5 protein-coding genes and 2 rRNA genes are annotated in these 7,285 nt (G+C 61.5%); 3 read left to right on the top strand and 4 right to left on the bottom strand.

Translation table 11 applies throughout. From position 1 onward, the window contains the following. Positions 1 to 23: 23 nt before the first annotated feature. Positions 24 to 138: ribosomal RNA gene (gene rrf / locus HMPREF9465_RS00035) — 5S ribosomal RNA — on the top strand. Between the two features lie 155 nt (positions 139 to 293). Here rrf (HMPREF9465_RS00035) and HMPREF9465_RS12020 read toward each other — a convergent pair. Beyond that, positions 294 to 914 (bottom strand): TetR/AcrR family transcriptional regulator, encoded by a 621-nt coding sequence (locus HMPREF9465_RS12020; protein WP_005432884.1) that lies wholly within the window; start codon positions 912 to 914, stop codon positions 294 to 296. 102 nt (positions 915 to 1,016) lie between these two features. Continuing rightward, positions 1,017 to 2,756 carry a flavocytochrome c gene (locus HMPREF9465_RS00025; RefSeq protein ID WP_005432883.1) on the bottom strand — a complete coding sequence of 580 codons (1,740 nt, stop codon included), beginning with the start codon at positions 2,754 to 2,756 and terminating at the stop codon, positions 1,017 to 1,019. Between the two features lie 157 nt (positions 2,757 to 2,913). Between HMPREF9465_RS00025 and rrf (HMPREF9465_RS00020) the strand changes: the two genes are divergently transcribed. Beyond that, positions 2,914 to 3,028: ribosomal RNA gene (gene rrf / locus HMPREF9465_RS00020) — 5S ribosomal RNA — on the top strand. Positions 3,029 to 3,219: 191 nt separating this feature from the next. On the opposite strand, the gene HMPREF9465_RS00015 is transcribed toward rrf (HMPREF9465_RS00020), so the two are convergent. Both HMPREF9465_RS00015 and HMPREF9465_RS00010 read right to left on the bottom strand, forming a co-directional pair. Then, positions 3,220 to 4,863, bottom strand: coding sequence for a formate--tetrahydrofolate ligase (locus HMPREF9465_RS00015; RefSeq protein WP_005432882.1), 1,644 nt, complete (start codon positions 4,861 to 4,863; stop codon positions 3,220 to 3,222). Positions 4,864 to 5,123: 260 nt separating this feature from the next. Further along, complete coding sequence (locus HMPREF9465_RS00010) at positions 5,124 to 5,753, bottom strand: response regulator transcription factor (protein WP_005432881.1); 630 nt, start codon at positions 5,751 to 5,753, stop codon at positions 5,124 to 5,126. A 265-nt stretch (positions 5,754 to 6,018) separates the two neighbouring features. Here HMPREF9465_RS00010 and HMPREF9465_RS00005 point away from each other — a divergent pair, with 265 nt between their 5' ends. Then, positions 6,019 to 6,549, top strand: coding sequence for a hypothetical protein (locus HMPREF9465_RS00005; protein ID WP_005432880.1), 531 nt, complete (start codon positions 6,019 to 6,021; stop codon positions 6,547 to 6,549). Positions 6,550 to 7,285: the final 736 nt, after the last annotated feature.

The raw sequence follows: 7,285 nt of genomic DNA, 5'->3' as shown, positions 1-7,285 counted from the left end.
CTGCTCGCGCAGCAAAGCCTTTGCCTGATGACCATAGAGAGGTGGTCCCACTCCTTCCCATTCCGAACAGGACAGTGAAACACCTTATCGCCGATGATAGTTGGTTGTATTTCCAGTGAAAGTAGGACATCGTCAGGCTCACCATTCCAAGAACCCCGGTTTCGAAAGAGACCGGGGTTCTTGTTTTTCCCGAGCAGCAAAATGCGCAAGGCCCCGCCTTGCGGCAGGGCCTTCTCGTCAGAAAACGCCGGAGTGCGGCCGAGCGGGTCAGGAATCGTTCGACCGGCTCGGAATCACATGCGCTCGCCGCTGCCGATCACGGCCTCGATGACCTCAAGCATGTCGGGGCGGGCCGCATAGGCCTCGCGCAGCACGTGCATCTGCATGGCGTCCATCTCCTCGTCCGAAAGCGTCATGACGCCCATCTTGGACGAGTTGAAAAAGCCGTCGAAGACCATCATGGCGACGTAACCCCTGACGGTGTCGGCCGACGAACGGCCGATCCTGTCGTAGAGCGACTTGTACCATGCGCGGATGGGCTCGACGAGGGCGGGATGGCGCGACGAGAGGCTCAGAAGCTGCGAGCCGAGTCCGACCCAGCCGGCGCGGTTCTCCCTGAAGTCCAGATACCAGAGGCGCATGGCGGGCAGCGCGGCGTCCTCGGGACTGAGGCCCGAGGCGATGAAGGGCGTCTCATGACGCTTCTCCTCAGCCTGTAGATGCTCGAGATAGTCGTCGATGAGCGCCTTGAGCAGATCGTCCTTCGTGGGGAAGTGCCAGTGGATGGCGCTCTTGGAGATGTCGAGCACCTCGGCGATCGCGCCGTGGCTCAGCTTCCCGATGCCGCTCTCGAGAATGATGCTTCTGGACGCCTCCAGAATCCGCTGCCTGCTTTGTTCGCCCTTCGTGGCCATGTGAATCCCCTGACGATGAAACGAATCCGGGCCCGTCTCCACTCGGAGGACGGGCCCGGAGATCCACTTAAGTATAAGTCGACCAGGCTTCAGCCTACGTCATTATTTGGCGGCTTCCGCACCCGCGATGCGGCCGAAGACGATGATGTCGGTGTAGGCGTTCGAGCCGAGGCGGTTCGTGCCGTGCGTGCAGCCCGTCACTTCGCCCGCAGCCCAGAGGCCGGGAATCGGCTTGTCGTTGGCGTCGAGCACTTCGGCCTTCGGATTGATCTTCAGGCCGCCCATCGTGTGGTGCACGCTCGGAACGCCTCTGTAGATCCAGTACGGTCCCGTGCTGAGGTCGACGAAGCGGCTGCGGTAGTTGAAGTCCAGGTCCTTGCCCGTCCTGGCGAATTCGTTGACGCGCGCAATCGTGGCCTTGAGGTTGTCGACCGGGATCTTGAAGAAGTCGGCGATGCCCTCGATGGTGTCGGCCTTGTGCAGGATGCCCGTCTTGGTGAAGACCTCGACCTCGTCCTGATGGTGCGTGATGGCGTGCGAGCGCTTCTCGATCTCGCCGTTGAAGATCGCGTAGCAGTACTTGCCCGTCTGCTCGAGAATGGCCTTGCTCATCACGTCGCGGCGCTGGAGTTCCTCGACGAAGCGCTTGCCTTCCTGATTGACGAGGATGGCGCCTTCGAATCGAGCGTCGTCGATGAGCTCGATGGCGCCCGAGTTCGGGTCGCACATCGGATAGGTCTGGATGAGGCCCATGTTGACGACCTGTGCGCCGATGTTCTTCGCCATCGTGATGCCTTCACCCATGGCGCCGGGCATGTTCGTGGTCTTGAAGCCGTCGCCGTAGAACGGGTTGGCCTCCGTGCGCATCGCAACGTTCGCGGCAAAGCCGCCCGTCGCGATCACGACGCCCTTCCTGGCGCTGAAGGTATAGCTCTTGCCGTCCATCGTGGCCTTGACGCCCGTGACGCGTCCCGAAGCGTCACGCACGAGCTCCTCGGCCTTCATGTTCGTGATGATGGGAATGCCGCGCTTCTCGGCCGTAGCGCTGAACTTGGTGATGAAGTCGAGGCCCGTGGCGCCCTTCGGAATGAGCGAGCGCTTCTTGGAGTGGCCGCCGAAGAAGAAGAGGTTGTCTTCCTGGAATTCGACGCCGATGACGTCCCGGCACCATTCGGCGGCGGGAAGCGCATTCTCGACCATGGTGCGCACGACGGCGGGATCGCCCTTCATGTCGCCGCCTTTCATGGTGTCCTGATAATGCAGTTCAACGCTGTCGCCTTCAATGCCGAGCTTCTTCTGGACCCAGTTGCCCGCAGCGGCCATTTCCGCGCCCGAAACGAGCGAGTTGCCGCCAACGTTGGGCATCTTTTCGAGAAGCACGACCTTCGCGCCCGCGTCGCTCGCGGTGATGGCGGCCGAGAAGCCCGCGCCGCCCGCACCGATCACCACGACGTCGTAGACGTTCGTCTCAGGCACCTTCGGCGCGCGCTTGAGAAGGGCCACCGGGCCCGCGAGCGTCACGCCCGCCTTGGCCGCAGCCTCCTTCACGGCGTTCCTGAGGGCGTCCGACGAGACGGTCGCGCCCGTCACGGCATCGATGTCGGCCGTGTTGTGCTTGATCATCGCGTCCTTCATTTCGGTGAAGACCTTGCCCGCGAGGATCGGGTTCTCGTTCGATTTTCTGATGTCGATCGCCTGAATCCTGCCGCCGTCAAAGGTCACTGCGGCGATCACGTCGCCGTGCTTGCCGACGCCCGCGCCCTCGGTCGTGACGGGCGCAGCCATGGCGGGAATGGAAAGCGACGCTATTGCAAGACAGACGAGAGATTTGTTCAGTGTCATGGTCGGCTCCTCTCCGATTGGTGTGGTCATGAGGTCAATGTAGCCAAAAACTGACCCCAAGCATAGTTTTGTATGATTGGGACTTATGCCGTCGACAGACACTCGGTTTTATGATAAAATCATCAAAATCGTTTGCGAAAGCAGACAAAAGCCATTGCCTGATGACCATAGAGAGGCGGTACCACTCCTTCCCATTCCGAACAGGACAGTGAAACGCCTTATCGCCGATGATAGTTGGTTGTATTTCCAGTGAAAGTAGGACATCGTCAGGCTCGCAATTGCAGAACCCCGGTTTCCAAGGAAGCCGGGGTTTTGTCTTTTCGGGCTTTTGTTTTTCAGACGGCAGGGCGCCCGCTCGAATGTTCTCGAGGCCCCGACAGCCGATGGCATGACAAGACAAAGGGCCCGTGCATTGCTGCATGGGCCCTTCGTCATGCTGTTTCAACCAGTCGTATCAGACGGATCACGCGAGACCGGTGATCTTGCCGTCCTTGACGTCGATGGACATGGCGGCCGGAACCTTCGGCAGGCCGGGCATGCGCATGATCGCACCCGTCGTCACGACGACGAAGCCTGCGCCCGCATTGAGGATGAGGCGTTGGACAGGCAGCGTGAAGCCCTTCGGAGCGCCGAGGAGCTTGGGATCGTGAGAGAACGAGAACGGGGTCTTGGCGATGCAGACCGGGAGGCGGTCGAAGCCGAGGTCCTGCAGGCGCTTGAGATCCTTGGCGGCGGCAGGAGCCAGTTCGACGGCGGCAGCGCCGTAGATGGTCTTGGCGATCTTCTCGACCTTTTCCATGACGGGGGCGTCGGCCTCGTACGTGAAGTTGAGCGGGTGCACGTCCTCGGCAGCCTCGATCACGGCGCGGGCAACGTCGACGGCACCCTTGCCGCCGAGCGCGAAGCCGTCGGAGAGGGCCACGCGCACGCCGAGTTCGGCGCAGCGGTTGCGGATGATGTCGAGTTCTTCGTCAAGGTCCGTGTGGAAGTGGTTGATGGAGACCACGATGTTCGGACCGAAGCGCTTGAGGTTCTCGACGTGGGCGTCGAGGTTGCAGAGGCCCTTCTTGAGGGCTTCGGCGTTGGGCTTGCCGATTTCGGGCAGGGGGACGCCGCCGTGCCACTTGAGGGCCTTGGTGGACGTCACGAGCACGACGGCGGCGGGGTTGAGACCGGCCGCACGGCACTTGATGTTGTAGAACTTTTCGGCGCCGAGGTCGGAGCCGAAGCCGGCTTCGGTGATGGCGTAGTCGCCGAGCTTCATCGCGGCGCGCGTGGCGGCGACGGAGTTGCAGCCGTGGGCGATGTTGGCGAACGGACCGCCGTGCACGAAGGCGAGGTTGCCTTCGATGGACTGGACGAGATTCGGCTTGATGGCGTCCTTGAGGAGCGCGACGAGGGCGCCGCCCACGCCGAGTTCCTGAACCGTGACGGCGGAACCGTCGCGGCGCGTGCCGATTACGATGCGGTCGATGCGGGCGCGCAGGTCGTCAAGGTCCGTGGCGAGGCAAAGGACGGCCATGAGTTCGGAGGCGGCCGTGATGTCGAAGCCCGCTTCCGTCGGGATGCCGTTGGCGGAGCCGCCGAGACCCGTGACGATGTTGCGGAGCATGCGGTCGTTCACGTCCATGACGCGGCGCCAGAAGATTTCCTTGAGCTCGACCTGACCCTGGTGGCGGGCGTTGTCGATCAGAGCGGCGAGGAGGTTGTTGGCGGAGGTGATGGCGTGGAAGTCGCCCGTGAAGTGCAGGTTGATGGCTTCCATCGGAAGGACCTGCGAGTAGCCGCCGCCGGCAGCGCCGCCCTTCATGCCGAAGACCGGGCCGAGGGACGGTTCGCGAAGGGCGAGTACGGCCTTCTTGCCGAGCTGCTTGAGACCCTGGGCGAGGGCGATCGACGTGGTGGTCTTGCCGGAGCCTGCGGGCATGCCGGACGTGGCCGTCACGAGGATGAGCTTGGCCGTGTCGGGACGGGAGGCGTCGAGCTCGACCTTGGCTTTGTCGCGGCCGTACGGCTCGAACTCGGCGTCGGTGAGGCCGGCCTCGTGGGCAAGCTGGTCAATCGGAATGAGCTTGGTTGCCTGAGCAATTTCAATATCGCTGAGCATGGGATCTCCCAAAAAGGTAAATGCCTGAAAAAACTGAAAACCGATGGCCTGCGGCACGGTCCGGGAGCCTCCGGCGCTCGACCCTGAGGGAGCCTTCAACGGAGCGTCTCCTGCCGTCCAGATGGCGGGATTGAGAGAGTATGCCTCAAAAAGCTGGGACGGGTGGACGAAAACCGTAAATATTTCCGAGCGTGCGGGCAGGATGCAAAAATCCCGTCCGAACGCCTTGTTCCGGACGGGATTTGGTGAGAGCTGTCGCTTTAAAGCGGATCGCCCGTCAGCATGAGAAGACGTGCGATTTCAGCGGCGTTGTGCAGGTCAAGCTTGCGGTAGGCGGAGCCTCGGTGGACCTGGACGGTCTTTTCCGAAATGCCGTATTCGCGGGCAACCTCTTTGTTGGAGTAGCCCTGGGCGACCATGCGGATGACTTCGCGCTCGCGCTGCGTGAGCGACTCGAGACGGTTGCGGAAGTCGGTGACTTCGCGCTTGCCGCGGCGCTGGGCGAGGTTGTGCGAGACGGCGTTTTCAATGGTCTTGAGGAGGCGCTGGTCGTCGACGGGCTTCTGAAGGAAGTCGATGGCGCCCGCCTTCAGGGTGTTGACGGCCATGTCGATGTCGCCGTGGCCGGAAATGAAGATGATCGGCAGGTCGCAGCCGGCTTCCCTCAGCTTGAGCTGAAGCTCAAGGCCGGACATGTGCGGCATGCGGACGTCGAGGAGGAGACAGCCGGGGCGGATGTAGTCGTTCGAGGAAAGGAACGTGATGGCGTCGGCATAGGTCTTGACGTCCCAGCCTTCGCCTTCAATGAGGAAGGCCCAGGAGTTGCGCATTGCGTCGTCATCGTCGATGACGCGGATCAGGGGCTTGTCGATTTTCGCAGGATCGTGCACGGTGAAATCCTAGTTATTATGGTTGTGCTTGGAGCGTCCGGCTCGTCCAAGGGGAGGAGGCGAAGGCGGCGCGCGTCCGGCCATTTTTATTGAATCATGAAATGAAGCGGGATGCGGATGGAGGTTGCGCTCCCGTCCCGCAGATTTCATCTTACCCGAAATGAGGTGTTGGGGCGACAGAATCTGGCCGAGAAAACGCAACGGCGACGCAGGATGCGCCTTCCTCTGCTAGTATGGGCAATCCTTTAGACAACACACGACGTCCATGACCGGCATTCTCAACACAACCTCATTATCCCGCGCTGCGGCGGCCGCCCTGTCGGCGCTCCTGCTCTCGGGCTGCGCCGCGCTTTCGGGCGGCGGTTCCGAGGCCATTCCCGCCGATGCGATGAAGCGCCCCGTCGACCTCTCCGTCGTCTGCGTGCTCGTTAACGAGGACGTCAAGAGCGAACCGCTCGTCAAGTCGCTTGAGACGGGCGTGAGGAGCTTCGGCAGCGAGCCGAGGCTGCTCATGCCGGGCGACGGCCCGCAGGCCTGCTCCTTCGTCGTGACGTACGAGGTGAGGACGAATGCCCGCGCGATCGAGGCCGTTCGGTTCCAGACCTTCGAGAACAGCGTGCCCGCCCTCGAGGCGTCGGGCCGCGCCAATCCCGGCAGCGGCCTCACGGTCGACAACGTGGCCGCCTACATGGTCCAGCTTCTCAATCAGACGAAGAAGAGGCTTGGCGACAGGGCCGTTCTGCCCGTCGCACCCGAGCCCGTTCCGACTCAGGCTCCCGCCGCCCGGCAGCCCTGAACGGGACAACAACAAGCCCGCCGCTTCAAGTCCGAAGCTGCGGGCTTTTTTTCTGAAAAGTCACTCGAGCTCACAGAAATAGCCGCAGGAAGCCTCCGAATTCATTCGGATGGAGGAATGCGGCAAACCTCTCTCTTCCGATCTATTTGGTTGTCCCCGATGAAAGGCGTGTGTCTTTCCACCCCCTGTGCTAAGGTACTCCCATGAGCACGAAATCCTTCACCATCAATCTACCGATCATCACCGGAGATCAAGACCGCCGTCGGCTGCAGAAGAGTTTCAGCTTCGGCTGCAACCTTCAGAACGCCGTCATGGGTGGTGGATGGGATCGTGTTCTGATACATGGTCAGCTCCCTTTTTGCAAGGGTTGGGTGTCGCTTTTAGGGTACAGCTTCCCCCTGAGGGCGCGCAAACCCAAACGCGCGCCCTCATTCAATTCCGTGGCGAAGCCACATTCTGAAAACGTAACTCGATGGTCTGAAGCTCCGGCGTCGCGTGTTGGCGCACGAATAGGCTAAATTCCCCATTCTCCTGCCAGGAAAGCGCTTAGAGAGACGCTCGAGAGCCTACATCGACTCGCGCACAATTAGCTGTCATCAGTCTTCGATCCCGTCCAAATCTTTAGCGCGGAACGCGCTAGTGACTTCGTTCAGACTTCTACCAGAAGAACCGCTTTCAACAATAATCGAAGTTGAAGAAAGGGCTTCACTGAAATACATCCGCGGTCAGGAGGCAT

The sequence above is a fragment of the Sutterella wadsworthensis 2_1_59BFAA genome (assembly GCF_000297775.1).
Classification (GTDB): domain Bacteria; phylum Pseudomonadota; class Gammaproteobacteria; order Burkholderiales; family Burkholderiaceae_F; genus Sutterella; species Sutterella wadsworthensis_A.
Note: the sequence above shows the minus strand (reverse complement) of the source record. Positions and strands in the feature narration are given on the sequence as shown.